This is a genomic window from Chryseobacterium lacus (assembly GCF_003336205.1).
GTDB classification, from domain to species: domain Bacteria; phylum Bacteroidota; class Bacteroidia; order Flavobacteriales; family Weeksellaceae; genus Chryseobacterium_A; species Chryseobacterium_A lacus.
Genome location: NZ_QPIE01000006.1, coordinates 25,508 through 42,276, shown reverse-complemented (window position 1 = coordinate 42,276; position 16,769 = coordinate 25,508). Strand labels below are relative to the sequence as shown.

19 protein-coding genes are annotated in these 16,769 nt (G+C 41.0%); 11 read left to right on the top strand and 8 right to left on the bottom strand.

Annotation, left to right across the window (positions count from 1 at the left end; genetic code table 11):
- From rdgB to DQ356_RS08655, 6 genes are all read left to right on the top strand, one after another.
- Nucleotides 1-573: an RdgB/HAM1 family non-canonical purine NTP pyrophosphatase gene (gene rdgB / locus DQ356_RS08680; RefSeq protein WP_114304104.1), complete on the top strand. Its 573-nt coding sequence runs from the start codon at nucleotides 1-3 to the stop codon at nucleotides 571-573.
- 62 nt (nucleotides 574-635) lie between these two features.
- On the top strand, nucleotides 636-1,553 hold the full coding sequence (locus DQ356_RS08675; protein WP_114304103.1) for a ribonuclease Z: 918 nt from the start codon (nucleotides 636-638) through the stop codon (nucleotides 1,551-1,553).
- Between the two features lie 165 nt (nucleotides 1,554-1,718).
- Nucleotides 1,719-2,042 carry an RNA recognition motif domain-containing protein gene (locus tag DQ356_RS08670; protein WP_114304102.1) on the top strand — a complete coding sequence of 108 codons (324 nt, stop codon included), beginning with the start codon at nucleotides 1,719-1,721 and terminating at the stop codon, nucleotides 2,040-2,042.
- Nucleotides 2,043-2,254: 212 nt separating this feature from the next.
- Complete coding sequence (gene ychF, locus DQ356_RS08665; protein ID WP_114304101.1) at nucleotides 2,255-3,346, top strand: redox-regulated ATPase YchF; 1,092 nt, start codon at nucleotides 2,255-2,257, stop codon at nucleotides 3,344-3,346.
- A 338-nt stretch (nucleotides 3,347-3,684) separates the two neighbouring features.
- A complete protein-coding gene (locus DQ356_RS08660; protein WP_114304100.1) occupies nucleotides 3,685-4,476 on the top strand; it encodes a glucose 1-dehydrogenase in 792 nt (263 codons plus the stop codon).
- 53 nt (nucleotides 4,477-4,529) lie between these two features.
- The gene (locus tag DQ356_RS08655; protein WP_114304099.1) at nucleotides 4,530-5,081 is read left to right on the top strand and encodes an NADPH-dependent FMN reductase; all 552 of its coding nucleotides are present in this window, start codon (nucleotides 4,530-4,532) and stop codon (nucleotides 5,079-5,081) included.
- Between the two features lie 89 nt (nucleotides 5,082-5,170).
- On the opposite strand, the gene DQ356_RS08650 is transcribed toward DQ356_RS08655, so the two are convergent.
- Together DQ356_RS08650 and DQ356_RS08645 are read right to left on the bottom strand one after the other, a co-directional pair.
- Nucleotides 5,171-6,151 carry a PLP-dependent cysteine synthase family protein gene (locus DQ356_RS08650; protein ID WP_114304098.1) on the bottom strand — a complete coding sequence of 327 codons (981 nt, stop codon included), beginning with the start codon at nucleotides 6,149-6,151 and terminating at the stop codon, nucleotides 5,171-5,173.
- 54 nt (nucleotides 6,152-6,205) lie between these two features.
- Complete coding sequence (locus tag DQ356_RS08645) at nucleotides 6,206-7,438, bottom strand: ABC transporter permease (RefSeq protein WP_114304097.1); 1,233 nt, start codon at nucleotides 7,436-7,438, stop codon at nucleotides 6,206-6,208.
- Between the two features lie 4 nt (nucleotides 7,439-7,442).
- Between DQ356_RS08645 and DQ356_RS08640 the strand changes: the two genes are divergently transcribed.
- Entirely contained in the window at nucleotides 7,443-8,633 is a 1,191-nt protein-coding gene (locus DQ356_RS08640) for an exo-beta-N-acetylmuramidase NamZ family protein (protein WP_114304264.1), read from the top strand.
- Here DQ356_RS08640 and DQ356_RS08635 read toward each other — a convergent pair.
- The 3 genes from DQ356_RS08635 to DQ356_RS08625 are packed head-to-tail and all read right to left on the bottom strand — an operon-like array spanning nucleotide 8,630 to nucleotide 10,643.
- Nucleotides 8,630-8,833, bottom strand: coding sequence for a hypothetical protein (locus DQ356_RS08635; RefSeq protein WP_114304096.1), 204 nt, complete (start codon nucleotides 8,831-8,833; stop codon nucleotides 8,630-8,632). The genes DQ356_RS08640 and DQ356_RS08635 overlap by 4 nt on opposite strands.
- The gene (locus DQ356_RS08630; RefSeq protein ID WP_114304095.1) at nucleotides 8,833-9,462 is read right to left on the bottom strand and encodes a DUF3575 domain-containing protein; all 630 of its coding nucleotides are present in this window, start codon (nucleotides 9,460-9,462) and stop codon (nucleotides 8,833-8,835) included. Before DQ356_RS08630 ends, DQ356_RS08635 begins: the two co-directional genes overlap by 1 nt.
- Nucleotides 9,462-10,643, bottom strand: coding sequence for a thioredoxin family protein (locus tag DQ356_RS08625; protein ID WP_114304263.1), 1,182 nt, complete (start codon nucleotides 10,641-10,643; stop codon nucleotides 9,462-9,464). The genes DQ356_RS08630 and DQ356_RS08625 overlap by 1 nt, the downstream gene beginning before the upstream one ends.
- A 440-nt stretch (nucleotides 10,644-11,083) precedes the next feature.
- Between DQ356_RS08625 and DQ356_RS08620 the strand changes: the two genes are divergently transcribed.
- Nucleotides 11,084-12,856 carry an aminopeptidase P family protein gene (locus tag DQ356_RS08620; protein WP_114304094.1) on the top strand — a complete coding sequence of 591 codons (1,773 nt, stop codon included), beginning with the start codon at nucleotides 11,084-11,086 and terminating at the stop codon, nucleotides 12,854-12,856.
- Between the two features lie 37 nt (nucleotides 12,857-12,893).
- Here DQ356_RS08620 and DQ356_RS08615 read toward each other — a convergent pair whose 3' ends face one another.
- Complete coding sequence (locus tag DQ356_RS08615) at nucleotides 12,894-13,184, bottom strand: hypothetical protein (protein ID WP_114304093.1); 291 nt, start codon at nucleotides 13,182-13,184, stop codon at nucleotides 12,894-12,896.
- Nucleotides 13,185-13,335: 151 nt separating this feature from the next.
- Between DQ356_RS08615 and mnmE the strand changes: the two genes are divergently transcribed.
- From mnmE to DQ356_RS08600, 3 genes are all read left to right on the top strand, one after another.
- On the top strand, nucleotides 13,336-14,721 hold the full coding sequence (gene mnmE, locus DQ356_RS08610; protein WP_114304092.1) for a tRNA uridine-5-carboxymethylaminomethyl(34) synthesis GTPase MnmE: 1,386 nt from the start codon (nucleotides 13,336-13,338) through the stop codon (nucleotides 14,719-14,721).
- Nucleotides 14,722-14,854: 133 nt separating this feature from the next.
- Nucleotides 14,855-15,022: a HipA N-terminal domain-containing protein gene (locus DQ356_RS08605; RefSeq protein WP_114304091.1), complete on the top strand. Its 168-nt coding sequence runs from the start codon at nucleotides 14,855-14,857 to the stop codon at nucleotides 15,020-15,022.
- Nucleotides 15,023-15,057: 35 nt separating this feature from the next.
- Nucleotides 15,058-16,089, top strand: a complete 1,032-nt coding sequence (locus tag DQ356_RS08600; RefSeq protein WP_114304262.1) for an acyl-CoA reductase — start codon at nucleotides 15,058-15,060, stop codon at nucleotides 16,087-16,089.
- A 68-nt stretch (nucleotides 16,090-16,157) separates the two neighbouring features.
- Here DQ356_RS08600 and DQ356_RS08595 read toward each other — a convergent pair whose 3' ends face one another.
- Together DQ356_RS08595 and DQ356_RS08590 are read right to left on the bottom strand one after the other, a co-directional pair.
- The gene (locus DQ356_RS08595; protein WP_114304090.1) at nucleotides 16,158-16,409 is read right to left on the bottom strand and encodes a DUF6952 family protein; all 252 of its coding nucleotides are present in this window, start codon (nucleotides 16,407-16,409) and stop codon (nucleotides 16,158-16,160) included.
- A gap of 51 nt (nucleotides 16,410-16,460) precedes the next feature.
- Entirely contained in the window at nucleotides 16,461-16,769 is a 309-nt protein-coding gene (locus DQ356_RS08590; protein WP_114304089.1) for a thioredoxin family protein, read from the bottom strand.

The following is a 16,769-nucleotide window of genomic DNA, read 5'->3' as shown; positions in this document are numbered from 1 at the left end:
ATGAAAGAAATTTTATTCGCCACTCATAATCTTCATAAGAAAGAAGAAATTCAGCAGATTCTCGGCTCCCGGTTCTTGGTCAAAAGCCTGACGGATTATCACCTGAATGAAGAAATTGAAGAAAATGGAACCTCTTTTCATGAAAATGCGCTCATCAAAGCACAGTATTGTTTTGAACAGACCGGAATCCCGAGTGTGGGCGATGATTCCGGATTGGTGGTAAATGAATTGGGCGGAAGACCGGGAATTTATTCCGCACGATATGCGTCAGATCATGATTTTCAGAAAAATATTGCGAAAGTTCTGGAAGAAATGAAAGGGAAAACCGACCGTTCAGCTTATTTTGTCACCGTGCTGTGTTATTATACAGAACAGGGCCCGGTTTATTTTGAAGGGAAAGTATTTGGAAATTTATTGGATGAAAATAAAGGAGTTCAGGGTTTTGGCTACGATCCGATTTTCGTTCCGGATGGCTTTCAGATGACGTTTGCCGAAATGCAGCCGGATGAAAAAAATAAAATCAGCCACCGGAAAAAAGCACTGGATCAATTTCTCCATGCTTTCGATCTGTAATTCCTGCCGTAGTCTTTTTTTTCCTATTTTTACGGAATTGTTAATAGAGAAAATACTATTTTTTGAGTACCCATCTTACCATTCTCGGTTTTAATTCCGCAATACCCACGGTAAATTCTGCACCTACAGCTCAATTGTTGGAAATGGAGGAACGGCATTTTCTGATAGATTGTGGCGAGGGAACACAGGTGCAACTTAGAAAAGCGAAAAGCAGATTTTCGAAAATAAATCATATTTTTATTTCTCATCTTCATGGCGATCACTGTTTCGGATTGCCCGGGCTTATCGCTTCTTTCCGGCTGTTGGGGCGCGAAACGCCGATGCATATTTATGGCCCGAAAGGAATTGCTGAAATGTTGGAAACCATTTTCAGATTGACGGAAACCCATCGAGGTTTTGAAATAATCTATCATGAGCTGAGCAGTAAACAATCAGAAAAAATTTATGAAGACCAGAGGGTAGAAGTATTCACGATTCCACTGAAACACAGAATTTATTGTAATGGTTATCTTTTTCGGGAAAAACAGAAACCACGCCATCTTAATATAAAGGAAATTATAAAATATCCTGAAATTGAAACCTGCGATTATCACAATCTGAAACTGGGAAAAGATTTTATATTGAAAGATGGTTATGTGTTGAAAAACGAAGTGTTGACCACCGATCCTACAAAATCTGTTTCCTATGCTTTTTGTAGTGATACCCGTTATTCAGAAGAGATCATTCCCATTATTCAGAATGTAGATGTCCTGTATCACGAAGCTACTTTCCTGCACGATCTTAGCGAAATGGCGCAACACACCGGTCATAGTACTGCGCTGGAAGCCGCCAGAATTGCTCGGAAAGCGCAGGTTGGGAAATTAATTCTCGGACATTTTTCCAACCGTTATCAGGATCTGTCGGTTTTCACGGATGAAGCTAGGAAAATATTTGCCGAAACGTATCTCCCTCAACAACTGATTCCAGTTCAAATAGGTTGAGAACCAGGGTCTTGAAGATTTATTATTGCCGTAACATAAAAATTCTGCGGATTTAAAATATAATTGTATCTTGCACCCAGTTATTTAATGAGAAATTCAATCAATGTTCATATGTCCGTTCAATTGATTTCCACTATTTAATCAAATTTTTTTTAATTTTTTATTATGAACATTTTTATTTCAAATCTTAACTACAATACAGTTGAGAGCGAGTTACAAGCACTTTTCGAAAACTACGGAGAAGTGGAATCAGCAAAAATCATTACCGACCGTGAAACGGGAAGAAGCCGTGGATTCGGTTTCGTTGAAATGCCGGAAAACGAAGACGCACTGAAAGCAATTGAAGAACTGAATCAAAAGGAATTCAAGCAAAAAGTGCTGAATGTATCTGAAGCACGTCCGAAAGAGCAGAAGCCAAGAAGCTTCGGTGGAAACGGAGGTGGCGGAGGCTACAACAGAGGCGGCAACGACCGGAGAAGAGACTGGTAATATTAAATATCTTACCAAAAAAGAAGTTCAGGAATTTCCTGGACTTTTTTTGTGGGTAAAGATGAGGTATATAAAGAGCGGAAATTTATTTCCCCATTCCTTCATATCTTTATTTTCCAGTCACGATCCATATCACTATCTTTGCGCTCACTAAAACAAAAGGGCATAGGAACATCGTTTTTCTTAGCCCGGAATATTCTAATTCGTCATCTATGAAATGTGGTATTGTAGGGCTTCCGAATGTAGGCAAGTCAACTCTTTTTAATTGTTTAAGCAACGCCAAAGCACAATCGGCAAACTACCCTTTCTGCACGATTGAACCCAACATCGGAACAGTTTCTGTGCCGGATCCGCGACTTTTTGAACTGGAAAAACTGGTCAATCCTGAGCGCGTTCTGCCTGCAGTAGTAGAAATTGTGGATATTGCCGGCCTGGTGAAAGGAGCTTCAAAAGGAGAAGGTTTGGGAAATCAGTTTCTTGCCAACATCCGCGAATGTGAAGCGATTATTCACGTGCTAAGATGTTTTGAAAACGGAAATATCATTCATGTGGAAGGGTCTGTAGATCCGTTGCGGGATAAGGAAATTATCGATATCGAACTTCAGTTGAAAGATTTGGAAACGATAGGAAAAGCCGTAGATAAAGCAAAAAAGTTCATCAAGTCTGGAAAGAAAGATGATATTCTGGCCTACGAAACATTGCTTGCACTTCAGAAATTTCTGGAAGACGGAAGAAATGCAAGAGAGTTTCACACGAATGATCTCGCTCAGGCGATGATTGATGAGGTTCAGCTTTTAACGAAAAAACCAATTCTTTACGTGTGCAATGTTGATGAAAATTCCATTAAAAACGGCAATGAATGGATTTCGAAAATTGAAGAAATGGCCGCAAAAGAAAATGCAGAAGTAGTAGTACTCGCTGCACAGATAGAAGCAGACATCAACGAACTGGAAACCTTCGAAGAAAGACAGATGTTTCTGGAAGAACTCGGCTTAGAAGAACCGGGCGTTAACAAATTAATTAGAAAAGCGTACGATTTACTTCATCTCCAAACGTATTTCACGGCCGGAGTAAAAGAAGTTCGTGCCTGGACTATTGGCCAAGGCTGGACGGCACCGCAGGCTGCGGGCGTTATTCATACCGATTTTGAAAAAGGTTTCATTCGTGCCGAAGTGATTAAGTACGACGATTTCATCCGGTATGGTTCCGAAGCGAAAGTGAAAGAAGCTGGGAAAATGGGCGTGGAAGGCAAAGAATATATTGTGCAGGATGGCGATATCATGCATTTCAGATTTAATGTATAAAAGAAAATAAATAAGATAAAACAAGAGCCGGAGAATATGATCTTCGGCTTTTTTGTTTCCATACATTAAAAGAAAAGCTAAATTATGGAAGAATAATTGGTTTGGTTTTATGTAATTTTACTTTTCCTTAATCCAATAATCATTGAAAAACATAAAACAATAGAAACAAAGTGGCAATAATTAAATTCATTGCTGTGCTTTTTCCCTAAAAAACAGAAAAGTTAGTTAGTGATATTGATGAGAAAAAGGTAACAGGCATCATACAAAACTAAAACACTTAGAAGAAGAAGTTCATGTGAACAGATTCTTTAAGCAACATCTTTAAACAAAATATTTTTATGTCAGATTTTACAAACAAAACGGTAATTATTACGGGAGCAGCAATGGGCTTAGGCCTTGCAGCTGCGGAGGAACTTGCATCAAGAGGTGCCAACTTAGCGTTGGTAGATTATAATCAGGATGCATTAAACAAAGCTAAAGATGAACTGTCAGGGAAATATCCCGATGCAAAATTTTTAACAGTAATGGCTGATGTTTCCAATGAAGAAGCAGTGAAAGGGTATGTGAATGCTACGGTAAAGGAATTCGGAAAAATTGATGGTTTTTATAACAATGCCGGTATCGAAGGCAAACAGGCTCCATTAACGGAATATGACGTTAATGTATTCAAAAAGGTGGTGGACATCAATTTGATGGGAGTTTATTACGGACTGCGTTATGTAATTCCGGTGATGCAGAAAAACGGCGGCGGAAGAATTGTAAATGTAGCCTCGGTGGGCGGTATTCGGGGTGTGATGAATCAAACCCCTTACGTAGCCACGAAACATGCGGTGGCCGGAATGAGCAAAAATGCAGCTTTGGAATACGGAAGATATGGAATTCTGACCAACGCCATTGCTCCGGGTGCCATCAAAACGCCTATGGTGGCGGAAGCTTTTAGAGAGGTAAATCCCGATAATCCACAGGCTGCTGAGGATGAATACGCCTCCCGAAACCCAACCAAAAAACTTGGCAAATCTTCTGATGTTGCCTCATTGGTGGCATTTCTCCTAAGTGATCAGAACGGATATATTTCCGGTCAGGTCATCGCTATCGATGGCGGTGAAAGCAATATCTATGGTAATTCGTGATTAACTTTTTGGTAAAAATCAAAGTGATAATTTAACATTTTAAAATAAAAATTATGGCAAAAAAAATCGCAGTGTTAGTAGGGAGCTTAAGAAAAGAGAGCTTTAACAGAAAAATAGCAAATGAATTGAGCCGCCTTTCATCAGACGGATTTGATCTGGAAATAATAGAAATCGGAAATTTACCATTGTACAGTGAAGATCTCGATCAGAGCCCGCCACAGGAATGGACAGATTTCCGTCAGAAAATTAAAAATTCGGATGGTATTCTGGTAGTTTCACCAGAGTACAACAGAACGATTCCGGGTGCGCTGAAAAATGCAATTGACGTCGGTTCCAGGCCTTACGGAAGTTCGGTGTGGCCAGGGAAACCCGGAGCTGTAGTTACTTCCTCTATCAGTTCGCTGGGAGGTTTGGCGGCCAATCATCACATTCGCCAGGCTTTTGTATTCATTGATGTTCCGCTGATGCAGCAGCCTGAAGCATACATCGGAAATTCTTCACAAATCTGGAACGATGACGGAACGGCTGTGGAAGAAACCCAGAAATTCCTGAAAGACTGGATGGGAGCTTATGAAAAATGGGTGAACGGATTCTCGAAATCCTGATCAAACAGAATAATGACTAAAATAAAATAGCCGGATGAGATTAGCAATCACCCGGCTGTTTTATGTCTAAAATAAGTTCAGTAACTGAATTAAATCCAGCCTTGTTCCTTCATCCATTCGTCGTTGTAAATTTTTCCAACATACCGCGAACCGTGGTCATGAAGTAACACGACGATGATATCATCCTTGGTAAACTGATGCTGAAGCTGTTTGATAGCGGCAATGGCACTTCCGGCAGAATAACCACAGAAAATGCCTTCTTCCTTGGCTAATTTCCGAGCATACAGTGCGCCGTCTTTATCGGTAACTTTTTCAAAATGATCGATAACGGACATATCATAGTTTTCCGGGATAATATCTTCGCCAATACCTTCGGTAATATACGTATAAGCATTTTCGGGATGCAGTTCGCCGGTTTCATGATATTCCTTCAGGATGGATCCGTAAGTATCTACCCCAATGATTTTTATATTTGGATTTTTTTCTTTAAAAAACATTCCACAACCGGTGACGGTGCCTCCCGTTCCTGCGCCTACAATGAAATGAGTGAGTCGTCCGTCCGTCTGTTCCCAGATTTCAGGAGCGGTTTCTTCATAATGAGCCTGTCGGTTCGAAAGGTTGTCATATTGGTTCACGTACCACGCGTTTTCCGTTTCTTCTGCCAGTCTGCGCGAAACGGAATAATAAGATCTCGGATCATCTGGAGCCACATCGGTCGGGCAAATAACTACTTCTGCTCCCAGAGCTTTCAGGACATCAGCTTTCTCTTTAGACTGCTTGGTATTGGTAACAAAGATACAGCGATAGCCTTTTACAATGGCAGCCAGTGCAAGGCCCATTCCGGTATTTCCAGAGGTTCCTTCAATGATGGTTCCGCCCGGTTTCAGGCGGCCGTCTTTTTCGGCATCTTCGATCATTTTCACCGCCATTCTGTCTTTGACGGAATTTCCGGGATTAAAGGTTTCCACTTTGGCCAAAACCAAAGCAGGAAAATCTTCTCCTAATACTTTATTAAGTTTTACCATTGGTGTATTTCCAATGGTTTCCAGAATATTGTTTGCGAATTTCATATAGTAATTATAGAACTGCAAATATACTACTTAAAAATAAGTTGCTCCGGAAATCTAATTGTATTTGATGGACTTCACCGGTGAAATTTTGCTAATCAGATAACTTGGGAAAATCAATGAAAACCCTGAAATAATGAGAATTCCTGCTGAAATAACGAGCGGAATCAGCGGATTCATATCCACGGGAACTACACTGATGTAGTAATTCTCAGGATTCAGACGGATAACGCCCCAGAAATGCTGAATCGCCAACAGTCCGATGCCGATTAAATTCCCGAAAACAAGCCCCGGAATCATAATCATCAGTGTATAATTGATGAAAATAGTCCGGATTTGCGTATTAGGAGCACCCAGCGTTTTTAAAAGCCCGATAGAATTGGTTCTTTCGATAATGAGAATCAGCAAGACCATAATAATGTTGATCACAACTACAACAAGCATAATCACGATAATTACAGCGATATTATTGTCAAAAATATTGATCCAGTCTACAATCTGAGGATATTTATCTGTAGCTTTCTCAGTGTAGTTTTTCACACCCGTATATTTCTCAATATCAGGAAGATCCTTGTCAATATCATTCACGTTTTTCAAAAAAACATCGATACCTCCAACATCCGTTTTTTCCATATCCAAAATACGGCGCGCATGGTTGATATCACCGATGATGAATTGATCATCAATCATTTTAATATCCGTTTTATAGATCCCTGTAACCTCGAATTTTCGGTATAAAGGCTGTTCTTGTCCGTTTTTGGAAAAGATGGCCACAATGCTGTCTTTCACTTTCAGGTGTAGGTCGCCGGCGATTTTCTCTGAAATGGCAACGCCGGAATTAAATCCTTTTTCTGTAATCTCAGGGGTTTTTCCCGCAATCAGGAATTTTTCAAAACGCTGATGGTCAAAATCTTTCCCGACTCCTTTATAAACAATTCCTGCAAAGTTGTGCTCATTTCTCAAAATCCCATAAACAGTAGCGTATTCTTGCATTCCGGCAACGTCGGGGTGTGCTTTTATTTTATTGAGTTGTAATCCTTTTTGATCTAATACCGAAGAATCGTAAGACGAATTGGAACGTTTGGATTTAATATTGATATGTCCGCTGAAATCGGCCATACGCAGTTTGATCGCTTCCTTGGAGCCAAGACCTACCGATACCGTGATCAGGGAAACAATGATGCCTAATGCCACGGAAAGCCGTCCAATAAAGATAATGACCCGGGAAAGGTTATTTTTATTATCTTTGGAAAGCGCGATTTTTTTGGAAAAGTATAATGGAAAATTCAAACTGATGGGTTTAAGCCTCAAAATTAAAAATTTACTTCTTATCTCCCTAATTTTTTTAGGAATCAATAGTTTAAAATCACAGGAAAAGAAAACCGGATTCAAGACCGGAGCGGATCGTCATGAACTGTATCTTCCATTGATCAAAGGAAAAACAGTCGGTATTGTTACGAATCAGACAGGATTGTTGAGTGATAAAACACATCTTGTAGATTTTCTTGTAAAAAATAAAGTAGACATCAAAACCATTTTCGCGCCGGAACACGGTTTTCGTGGGGATGCCGATGCCGGTGAACATATCAAAAACGGAACAGACGCGAAAACAGGAATTCCGATTGTCTCTCTTTATGGGGCCAACAAAAAACCAAGGCCGGAACAGCTCTATGGAATTGAAGTGATTTTATTTGATCTTCAGGATGTTGGTGTGCGTTTTTACACTTATATTTCTACATTAACCTACGTTATGGAAGCTGCCGCAGAACAAGGAATTGAAGTGATGGTGCTCGATCGCCCGAATCCTCACGATGGATATACCGACGGTCCCGTCTTAAAATCAGGATTTTCTAGTTTTGTCGGGCTTCATCCTGTTCCGGTGGTGTACGGGCTCACTATTGGAGAATATGGAAAAATGGTGAATGGAGAAAATTGGCTGAAAAAGGGAAAGAAAGCTAAATATACGCTGATTCCTATGGCGAATTATCACAAAAAACAACGCTACGGAATGCTGGAAAGGCCTTCTCCCAACCTGCCGAATGACCAATCAATAAATCTGTATCCAAGTCTGTGCTTTTTTGAAGGAACTCAGGTGTCTGTAGGTCGTGGTACAGATTTGCCGTTTCAGATTTATGGTTCTCCCTGGACGAAAAGTTTGCCATATCAGTTTGTTCCAAAACCCAACTATGGCGCAAAAAATCCTTTCCTCAACGGTCAAACCTGCTTTGGCGAAAACCTTTCGGGTTTTTCAGAAGACCTTCGGGAATTGAACTTGGAATGGTTGCTGAAGTCGTATCGATATTATAAAAATACTGAGCAGGGTTTCTTTCTGAAAAACCTGTTTTTCGATAAACTGGCTGGAACGGATGTACTGCGCAAACAGATCATCGCCGGAAAAACTGAGAAAGAAATTAAAGCTTCTTGGAAAAGGGATTTGGAAAATTTTGAAAAAATCAGAACCAAATACGTTGTTTATCCTGATTAATCGAAATCCTGATGCGTATCGTCATTCCGGTTACGGTACACCAGCCACATTCCGGCGGTCAGGCCCACTACTCCGGCTGCTGCTGTCATCAGCGCACGTTCCAGTTTATCATCTGCAGAATTTCCAATGTAATTCATCAGAAAAAGAACGACGAAAGTGATACAGGCGATGATTAAATATCGGGTACTCTTTATATTCATTATTTTAATTTGTAAGAAAACATAACTCCGCCACGGTACGGAATCCATTCGCTGCTTTTATTCCATCCTGTTACTTCATCATACCGCACATCCAGTGTCTTGTGAAAGCCTTTATAGTAACTGTTGAAAAATCCTCCGCCGGCAAAAATATCCATATTCCATCGCTCGCTAATAGGGAACTGGTAGCCCACCGTTGCTCCCAATGCAAAAGCGAAGCCGTCCTGATAGAGATCCGAAGTTACATAAATAGGAGAATTTTCTGCATACTGATAAGGACCATCGCTCCAATAGTTCCATTTCTGCATAATAAACTTGGCTCCGCTAATATTGGCTCCGACATACCATTTGTTAAAAGCACCTTCAAAATAATACCGCGCATCAAATCCCAGCATATACATTTGGGCATATTTACCTAAAACAGATTTCCATGGCGAGATGAAAACATCGCCCTGAATGGTCATTTTTTCACTTAACTGATATTCTGCGCCTGCATTGATGATACCGACGGGCAGAAATACACCATTGGCTTTAAGATATAGTTTTTTAGATTCTGGAACTTCCACGTTTTCCTGTGCGGCAGCAGTGGTGCAGAGCAGCAAAAAAACTGTAAGAGTTATTGTTTTCTTCATTATTGGTTTTTCTTTAGTTCTTCTATCAGCTGTTCTGCGGCAGTCGCATCAGTTTCTCTTTGTTTGGCCAGTCGTGCTGAGGTTTCAGCGTACATTAGCGCTTCTGCATTTTTGCCGGTTTTTTGATAAAGCCGTGCTAAAATATATGTATTTTCAGGATTTTCTGAACGCATGACGGTTTTTTCGGCCCACATCAGCGCAGTCGCGAATGAAGTTGGAGTGCTGGCTTTATCTAGAAAAACCCACGCTGCTTTCAGTAATTCAGTGCTTTCGTGGGCATCAGGATTTTGATAGTGCGCCAGTGCGGTTCGTTCGTATTCCGCAAACTGGCCGGTTTGTTCGTAATGATTAAGTTTCAGTCGATTCAGGATTTGTTGTGCGTTTTCTTTTCCGACTAAAATACTGGCTTTTTCCAGAAACTGATTTTCGTTCACCGATTTAGTTGTAGTATTAACGGCATTTTCCCACAGTTTCTGAATCTGAAGCTGGTTGTCAAAATCGATAAAAGTCTGAGGAGTAAAATGCTGATTCAGCGCTTCACGGTTGGCCTGAAAAATTTTGTAATTGGCATCGTCCACAGATTTTACGAAAAACAGAAGATAACCGACTTCATCCTTAGTGAATTCCTTGGTTTTCTTATTTTTAAAATACCGCTCCGAAGCTTTTCTTGCAAACTCATAATCGGTGCTGGAATGAAGTTTAATAATGTTGATTAAAAATTCAGGATCGGTTTCGCCTTTCTCAAAACGTTCTTTCATCGAGCCGAATTTACTGTTAACAGCCGCAGCTTCACGTCCCAGTTCCAGAAAAGTACTTTCCGGAAGATAACCCATATTCTGTGAAATCAGTTGGCCGTCTCCGTTAATGAAAAGAAAAGTGGGATAAGATTGAACGCCGTATCGCGCAGCAATTTCACGGCCTTCGCCTTTTTCCATGTCAAATTTCCCGTTAATGAAATGGGTGTTGTAAAAATCGCCGACTGATTTTTGTGGAAACACATTCTTGTCCATCATCTTACACGGGCCGCACCATACCGCCATGGCGTCGATGAAAACCAGTTTGTTTTCCTTCTTAGCCTGCGCCAGAAGCTGGCTGAAAGATTCTTTCCGGAATTGGATGCCATCTTGTGCAAACCCAGAAAAACTGAAGGTGACGATAAGGAGGAGGAGTATTCTCTTCATGTTATTTTGCATTTTTGCAGTAGCGAAGATAAAAAATATTTGGCAATTCCTGCTCTAACCTTATTAGGAAGAGACCCCAACCGAAAACATCAAACTGAATTTTAATAAGGCGACAAGACTTCGTTTTTATTTGTAATAAAGAGCCTAGGTTCAAAGTGCCGTAGCTGCGAAATGCCTGTAGAAAATTGGTTTTCTTTCAATATCGAGCAGCGTAGCTGCGACCTGTTAATAAATTGTGCCCTTTTTAAGTAAAGGAACCTCTCAGGTTAGTCTTTATAAATAATTCCCGACACATCAATTTTATATCAAAACAAAAAATTCCGACAGCCAAAAGCTTCTTTTTTCGTAATTTTAGAGCCTGTTTAATTTTTTAATGATTGAAAGACCAAAGATCTCAATGAAACTAAAACAGGTTTTTAAACCCTCAAAATGGATGTAATATGACTTCAAAACAAAAAGTAGCATTGCTGAGAGAAGCAATGGCAAAAGAAAATATAGACGCTTTTATTGTCTTTTCTGCAGATCCGCACATGAGCGAATATTTGCCGGAAGAATGGCTGGAACGTACCTGGATATCAGGGTTCACCGGATCCGCAGGTTTTGTTGTTATTACCCGTGAGAAAGCAGCTTTGTGGACAGATGGAAGATATTTCGTACAGGCAGTTCAGGAATTGGAAGGATCAGATTTTGAACTGATGAAAGAAGGCGTGGAGGGAACACCCAACTATATCGACTGGCTGAAAAAGGAACTTCCTGACCACAGCACCATCGCACTGAATGCACTCGCCACTTCCCATCTGCACTGGAACGATCTGGAACAGCAACTGGCTGAAAAGAATATCAAAATAATCAATAAGCCTTTACTGAAAAACCTGTGGGTCAACCGGGTTCAGGAAAAGGAAACAGCGAAGGTTTTTGTTCATCCGGTAGAAAGAGCCGGCCTTTCTGTTGGCAATAAACTGGACATGATCAGAAAGAAAATGAAAGACCAGAATGCCGACGTACATATCATCACTGCGTTGGATGATGTTGCGTGGACCACGAATTTAAGGGGAAGCGATGTGCAGTACAATCCTGTTTTTTTAGCATATCTGATCCTGTCTTCTGAAGAAACACAATTGTTTATCGGCAATGACAAACTGAATGATGAAGCGAAAGCACAGTTGAAAGAGGCCGGCGTTACTGTTCATGATTATGATTCCTTTTATGACGAATTGAATAATATTAAAAACAAAAAAATTCTTATTTCTCCGAATACGAATCAGGCCATTTTCAATGCGCTGCAGGAAAGTAACACGTTCATTCTGGCTGCAGCTCCCGGAAATCTGATGAAAGCCAGAAAAACGGAAGTGGAACTTCAGGGATTCCGCACGGTAATGCGTCGGGATGGCGTAGCGATGGTAAAATTTATCCATTGGCTGAAAACCCATGCTGGAAAAGAACCTATGAACGAGGTGTCGATCGGAAAAAAACTGAAAGAATTCAGGCAGCAAGGAAAGAATTTCGTAGGAGAAAGTTTTGGTAGCATTATTGGATATAAAGGCAACGGCGCTATTGTTCATTATTCCGCAAAAGAAGAAGATTGCAAAGAGGTGACGAATGAGGGGACGATCCTTATTGATTCCGGTGGACAGTATCTTGAAGGAACCACCGATATAACACGAACGCTGTCTCTCGGTCAACCTTCAGAACAGTTCCGGGAAGATTCTACACGGGTGCTTCAGGGGATGATCCGCCTTTCTATGGTGAGATTTCCAAAAGGAACCCGCGGAGTTCAGTTGGATGCAGTCGCCAGAATGCCTTTGTGGAACGAAGGAAAAGACTATGCTCACGGTACAGGACACGGTGTAGGGAGCTTTATGAATGTTCATGAGGGGCCGCAGAACATCCGGAAAGATATGAATTTTCAGGAACTGCTTCCCGGAATGGTCTGTTCCAATGAACCAGGATTTTATGTGGAAAATGAATACGGAATCCGCCACGAAAATCTGATCGCCGTCCGAGAATGGGAAAATACACAATACGGCACTTTCTACGCTTTCGAAACCCTGACCATTTGCCCGTTCGACAGATCGGTGATTAAAAAAGAATTGCTTCGCGAGGATGAAATCAACTGGCTCAATGGATACCACGCTTGGTGCAAGGAAATGCTGGAAGAAGACCTGAGTGGAGACGTAAAAAACTGGTTTCTGGATCAGGTAAAACCATTATAATAAATAAAGGCCGGCTCTGCATGAACCGGCCTTTTTCTTAGTTAAAATTAATCTTTTCAAGAATGAAATTCTGGCAGTCGTCTTTTCGGATGATGCGCAGCTTAATTTCATCTCCAAACTGATTTTGAAGCCGCTTGGCAAACCTGAAAAGAATATTTTTCTGATAACGGTCTTTGCGCAATTGTTTAAAAGCTCTTTTATTGGTAAACATTTTTTCTTCTTTTATAATAATCACTTCCAGATTCAATTTATCATTCAGTGAAGTGAGGAGTTCCCGGTCTTCCGCATTCAGGATATGGTCAGCTTTTATTTGATGAAGAGCGTTCATTTTATTTCAATTTTCCGCAAATATATACACGAATTTTATCGCATAGAACAACTACTGCAAAAGTTATAAACCTTCCTCAGAATCCTGAAAATGCAAGCAGCTGAGCAAATAAGCAAATTTGCAAATCCGCAAATTAACCTATTTTTGCATCATGAATTACGAAACCATTTGCGCACTCGCTACACCCAACGGAGTGGGAGCTTTAGGAATTATCAGAGTTTCCGGAAATGAAGCTTTAGGGATTGTTAACCGTTGTTTTGAAGGAAAAAATATTACAGAAGTTGCTTCTCATACAGTCCATTATGGGTTTATAAAGGACGGTGACGAGCAGATTGATGAGGTGATGGTTTCGGTGTTCAGAGCGCCTAAGACCTTTACTACGGAAAATTCGGTGGAGATTTCCTTTCACGGTTCTCCGCATATAGCCCGGAAAATTCTGGAGGTTTTGATGAAAAACGGAGCCCGAATGGCCAAAGCCGGTGAATTTACGATGCGGGCTTTTATGAATGGAAGAATCGACCTTTCGCAGGCAGAAGCCATTGCCGATGTGATTGCTAGTGAAAATGAAGCGTCCAGAAAAGTGGCGTTGAACCAGCTAAAAGGCGGTATTTCCAACGAAATTTCTGTGTTGCGGGGAGACCTGCTCAACTTCACTTCTCTCATAGAACTTGAGCTGGATTTTGCAGAAGAAGATGTGGAATTCGCCGACCGTACCGCCATGAATATGCTCCTGAACCGGCTGGAAGAAAAATTAAATGCACTTATGGAAAGTTTTCAGTACGGAAACGCCATTAAAAATGGAGTAGATGTGGCCATTATCGGAAAGCCAAACGCCGGCAAATCCACCCTCCTGAATGCCTTGCTGAAAGAGGAACGCGCCATCGTTTCAGACATTGCCGGAACAACCCGCGATACCATCGAAGAGATTTTGCACATCAAAGGAACGGCATTTCGCTTTATTGATACCGCCGGAATCCGGGAAACCACCGATGCCATTGAAGCCATAGGAGTTCAGAGAGCAAAAGAGAAGATTGCAACGGCGAAAATCTTACTGTACCTCTATGACGAATGGGATGCGACGCCTGAAGAAGTCATTGGTTTTGTAAAAGAATTCTGGCGCGAGGATTTAAAAGTTATCTTACTTCATAACAAAATCGACCTCAGCAAAAGTAATGAAAATGAGTTCGATCAAATATTGTCGAATGCTTTAATCCCGGAGTTCACCACCACCATTATTCCCATTTCGGCAAAGGTCCAGACCGGAATTGAGACATTAAAAAAGGAACTTTCCTCTTATGTCGAAAACCTGAAAACAGACGAAAGTACGGTGATTACCAATCAGCGTCATTTCGAAGCACTACAGAAATCCCTGCAGTCAGTCCGCAATGTGAAAACAGCCCTCACCCAGAGCTTCCACACAGAACTCTTGGCCTACGAACTTCGCTACGCTTTAGAACACCTGGGCGAAATTTCTGGCGAATTCACCAATGACGAAGTTTTGGGCAATATTTTTTCTAAGTTTTGTATCGGAAAGTAATCCACAAATTCAAAACACTCCAATTTACTTGAAAGTGCGATACACTTAAATCACTGCATTTTTACGAAGAATAAATTTATTCACTTCTCAATATACCCTTTCGGGTATAGTTAATTTATAAAATCATTAAGGTATAAATAATGTAGCAGGAATCATTACTGAAAATGATGAAGGATATATTTTTCAATATGATGAAAAGTATTTGAAGACTGAAAATTCAAAACCTGTCAGCTTGACTTTACCAATTTTTGTGCATCATGCTTCTCAAATCCAAAAAACTGTACCTTTGCACCGCAAATAGGAAGACACAACGTCTTCCGCAACTGAAAAGGGATGATGGATACCGAAAAACAAATCTCAGGGCTGATAAAAGCCTTTCAAGAAATACAAAATCTGTTGCATAAAGCGGCTGCAGAACCTGCATTGCAGGAAGAGTTTCAAACCGTGCTCACGAGAGCAAAGCAGGAAAATCCCTGGTTCACTCAGGAAAACGTGAAATTCGCTTTGGAACAGTGGGCACAACTTCTTACCAGGGAAAACATCAAAGCGTGGCTCAGCAACTACAGAATTGCGAAAATACCCAAAAAAGTAGGCCTTATTCTGGCAGGAAATATTCCCATCGTCGGTTTTCATGATGTGCTTTCTGTTATTCTCAGCGGAAATATTCCGATGATCAAAATGTCTTCCAAAGACAGGCTGCTGTTGCCTTTTATTCTGAAACAATGGAGCCTCTATTCTGAAGGAAATATAAAATATGAACTGGTGGAAAGACTGCATGACTATGATGCCGTAATTGCGACTGGCAGCAATAATACCGCCCGTTATCTCGAGTATTATTTTAAAGATACGCAGCGTATTATCCGGAAGAACAGAACCTCTGTGGCGGTCCTAAGTGGTAATGAAACGGACGAGGAACTGAAATTGTTGGGAGAAGATGTGTTCCGCTATTTCGGAATGGGCTGTCGCAATGTGACACAGTTGCTGATTCCTGAAGATTTTCCTCTCGACAGGATTTTTGAGAATTTTACTGCTTTCGGTGACATCATCAACCATAACAGTTATGCTAATAATTACGATTATCACAAGGCGATTTACCTGCTGAATCAGGAGAAATTCTGGGACAATAATGTGGTGATGATGAAGGAAGAAACACAGTTGTTCAGTCCGCTTTCCGTATTGTACTTCTCAAGGTACAACAACCAGCAGGAAGTACACGATTTTCTGGAACAAAATACTGAGAACATCCAGTGCGTGGTGGCAAAGCCGGAATTAGAGATGGAATCGGTCTATTTTGGAGAAACCCAGAAACCCTCTCTTACCGATTATGCGGATAAGACCGACACCATGCGGTTTCTGGAACTGATATAAGCTCAATAAGCTTCAATAAAAAGCGCTGTTCTTCATCAGGACAGCGCTTTATTTTATAGATTTCAGCGTCAGGCTTTGTCGATACTGCCCATTACTTTTTGGGCAAAACCGTTGAGAGCGTCTTTCTCACTCATGCCGTTTTGTACATTGGCGTGAACTTCCACCGCGCCCAGCATATTGGTGATCAGTTCGCCAACCACGTTCAGGTCGTCCTCGGTAGCACCTCTGAATTCGCAAAAGCTTTCTAATACTTCCACTGCTTTCTCCAGATTCTCTGCACTCTGTTGCTGATAAAATTGTCTGATAACAGGTAATTTCATACTGATATATTTTTTTAAAAAGGCCCTCCGTTTCGGGAAGGCCTTGGGTGATTATTTCAATTCGCTGAATAATGTGTTGAGACTTTCCGCTTGGTTGGTTTGCACCTGATTCACCAGCTGTCCGTTTTTAAAAACAGCAAAGGTGGGCAGGTTGTCAACTTTGGCTAATTTCCGGCTTTCAGGAAGCTTTTCAGCATCCACATAATAGAAAGCCACATCTTCATTTTCAGAAGCCAGTTTCTTGAACTTGGGCTTCATGATTCTGCAGTTTCCGCACCAGGTGGCGCCGTACTGTACTGCAACTTTTTCATGCTGTGCCACCAATTCCTGTAAGGTGTCTTCTGTTAATTCCAAATACAT

Coding starts and splice junctions, on each gene's coding strand:
- mnmE (WP_114304092.1), top strand. CDS start 13,336: ATGAATTACGAAACCATTTGCGCACTCGCTACACCCAACGGAGTGGGA.
- DQ356_RS08615 (WP_114304093.1), bottom strand. CDS start 13,184: ATGAACGCTCTTCATCAAATAAAAGCTGACCATATCCTGAATGCGGAA.
- DQ356_RS08590 (WP_114304089.1), bottom strand. CDS start 16,769: ATGTATTTGGAATTAACAGAAGACACCTTACAGGAATTGGTGGCACAG.
- DQ356_RS08650 (WP_114304098.1), bottom strand. CDS start 6,151: ATGAAATTCGCAAACAATATTCTGGAAACCATTGGAAATACACCAATG.
- DQ356_RS08640 (WP_114304264.1), top strand. CDS start 7,443: ATGGGTTTAAGCCTCAAAATTAAAAATTTACTTCTTATCTCCCTAATT.
- DQ356_RS08630 (WP_114304095.1), bottom strand. CDS start 9,462: ATGAAGAAAACAATAACTCTTACAGTTTTTTTGCTGCTCTGCACCACT.
- DQ356_RS08625 (WP_114304263.1), bottom strand. CDS start 10,643: ATGAAGAGAATACTCCTCCTCCTTATCGTCACCTTCAGTTTTTCTGGG.
- DQ356_RS08660 (WP_114304100.1), top strand. CDS start 3,685: ATGTCAGATTTTACAAACAAAACGGTAATTATTACGGGAGCAGCAATG.
- DQ356_RS08670 (WP_114304102.1), top strand. CDS start 1,719: ATGAACATTTTTATTTCAAATCTTAACTACAATACAGTTGAGAGCGAG.
- DQ356_RS08635 (WP_114304096.1), bottom strand. CDS start 8,833: ATGAATATAAAGAGTACCCGATATTTAATCATCGCCTGTATCACTTTC.
- DQ356_RS08655 (WP_114304099.1), top strand. CDS start 4,530: ATGGCAAAAAAAATCGCAGTGTTAGTAGGGAGCTTAAGAAAAGAGAGC.
- DQ356_RS08620 (WP_114304094.1), top strand. CDS start 11,084: ATGACTTCAAAACAAAAAGTAGCATTGCTGAGAGAAGCAATGGCAAAA.
- rdgB (WP_114304104.1), top strand. CDS start 1: ATGAAAGAAATTTTATTCGCCACTCATAATCTTCATAAGAAAGAAGAA.
- DQ356_RS08600 (WP_114304262.1), top strand. CDS start 15,058: ATGGATACCGAAAAACAAATCTCAGGGCTGATAAAAGCCTTTCAAGAA.
- DQ356_RS08595 (WP_114304090.1), bottom strand. CDS start 16,409: ATGAAATTACCTGTTATCAGACAATTTTATCAGCAACAGAGTGCAGAG.
- ychF (WP_114304101.1), top strand. CDS start 2,255: ATGAAATGTGGTATTGTAGGGCTTCCGAATGTAGGCAAGTCAACTCTT.